2 protein-coding genes are annotated in these 2246 nt (G+C 58.1%); both read left to right on the plus strand.

Annotated features, from left to right (window positions below; genetic code table 11):
* Positions 1 to 20 precede the first annotated feature (20 nt).
* Entirely contained in the window at positions 21 to 1331 is a 1311-nt protein-coding gene (gene istA / locus AAGW05_RS18420; protein ID WP_411806013.1) for an IS21 family transposase, read from the plus strand.
* Positions 1331 to 2107 (plus strand): ATP-binding protein, encoded by a 777-nt coding sequence (locus AAGW05_RS18425; RefSeq protein ID WP_411806014.1) that lies wholly within the window; start codon positions 1331 to 1333, stop codon positions 2105 to 2107. The genes istA and AAGW05_RS18425 overlap by 1 nt, the downstream gene beginning before the upstream one ends.
* Positions 2108 to 2246: the final 139 nt, after the last annotated feature.

Here is a 2246-nt window from a genome sequence, read left to right on the forward strand (position 1 = left end):
AGCAGGACCGGAACTTCACGTTGCAGCAGGCGTGGCAGGCCTACGTCACCGGATCCGGTGTTGATCGAAAGTACGGGTATTCGAAGTTCTGCTCGCTTTTTGCCCAGTACGTCGCTTCGAATGACCTGGCTGCGACGATTCATCACGAGCCGGGCAGGACGATGCAGATTGACTGGGCCGGGCAGACGCTGCCGGTCACCGATGTGCTCAGCGGGCAGATCGTGAAGGCGTACTTGTTCGCCGTGGTGCTGCCGTACTCGGGCATGGTGTTGGCCCGGGCGTCTTTATCAATGAACATTGATGCCTGGATTGACCTGCATGTGCGGGCCCTTGAGTATTTCGGCGGCGTGCCACAGATCCTCATCCCGGATAACGCCAAGACCGCGACATACCGGCCGCAGCGCAAGGATCCTCAGCGGCTGCTCAACGATCGATACTCCCAGTTCGCCACTCATTACGGCGCCGCGATCGTGCCAGCCAGAGTTCGTGCGCCCCGTGACAAAGGCTCTATTGAGCGGGCGGTACGCACCGCCAACCATCGCATCATCGGCCATCTCAGCCATGAAGTGTGGTCAACGATCCAAGAGTTGAACGAGGCGATCGAGGTGCAGGTGGAAGTGATCAACGATCTGAAGAACCCGCACGGAATCACGAAGCGGGAAATCTTCACAACCGAGGAAGTCTCCCACCTTGGGGCGCTGCCCGCCCAGCGCTTCACGCAGGTAACGTGGAAACAGCTCAAGGTCGGGCGAAATTACCATGTCAGCACCGATTATCAGCATTATTCAGTGCCGCACCAATTGGCCGGGCAGGTGCTCAAGACCCGGCTGACTGACACCACTGTGACAGTCTTTGCCGGGGAGAAGGTCGTCTGTGAACACGGGCGCAAATACGGTCGCAAGGGCCAGTACTCAACCCTGGATGAGCATGTGCCGCTGGCGCACCAAAACCTTGCCAACCTGTGGTCGCGCGCTTGGTTCTTGGACCGTGCACAAAGTTTCGGGCCTGCAACATCCGAGGTGATTACCCAGATCCTAGATCGGCATCGGATTGAAGCCCAAGGATATCTGGGGTGTCAGAACATTCTTGATTCGCTGGGAAAGAAGGGCAAGGCCCGTTTGGAGGCAGCCTGCCAACAGGTGCTCAATACCCAGGCGGTGCCAAGCTATACAACCCTGAAACGGCTGATGGCCGCCATTGGCAGCGACCAAGACGCCCCGCTGGTTCCCCGGGCCGCGACGAACACCGTCAAGCCAGCGCGCCCCGAGCTGCCGCCGTTGGCAGAGCACATGTTCGTGCGTGGCTCCGACTACTACCAACAGGGATTCTGATGACCATTTTCACCAGTGAAGACTACGAGAAGTTCCGCACCCTGCGGATCACCAAAGTTGCCGAAGCACTTGAGGAACTCCTCAACGACGAAGCAAACGACCGGGTCGCTCCGGAGTCCTTGTTCCGGCAAGCCGTCGATGACGCGCTCGAAGTGCGACGGGCGAACCGGATTGAGCGGCTCATTGCCCAGGCCAGCTTCCCGTTTGCCGACGTCTCGATCGAGGAACTGGACTACCGGGACGAACGCGGCGGCTTGAACCCGGTGCGAATGAACCGGTATGCGAAGAACGACTGGGGCAACGACAAGGTCAACGTCGTGATCACCGGCATGTCAGGCACGGGCAAAACCCACCTGGCCTGCGCAATTGGCATCGCTGCGTGCCATAACGAGCACAGCGTGAAGTACTGGAGGATGGACGATCTCGGGCTGGCACTGGTCAGCGTCAATGACGATCACATTGCTCACCGAAACCTACTCAATCAGCTCAAAGACGTTGACTTGTTAATTTTGGACGACTTCTTAACGATCGGAATCGACCCCCGCGCAGCCAATGATCTGTTCACGGTTCTTGCCGACCGAGACCGGCGACTGCCCACGATGGTGCTATCCCAAACCGGGCCGGAGTACTGGGTTCAAATGATTCACGATCGAGTCGCGGCAGACTCGATCGTGAATCGGCTGGCGAATAATTCACGACTAATCAAACTTGGAACGGTTGACATGCGGCGTGAAGAAAACATAAGAATGCGCCAAACTGAGGACCACTGGAACTAACCAAAAGGCCTCTCCACAACGATACAGTGCACGACACCAAGGGTGCCGGTCATCAGCCATCATTGATGGCCGGTACCCGGTCGGCGGAGCGGCAGTACCGCTTACGTGGACCAACAGTTCCAACTACCGCCACTTAACA

Origin of the sequence: Arthrobacter sp. LAPM80, from assembly GCF_046736435.1 — a bacterium.
Taxonomy (GTDB): Bacteria; Actinomycetota; Actinomycetes; order Actinomycetales; family Micrococcaceae; genus Specibacter.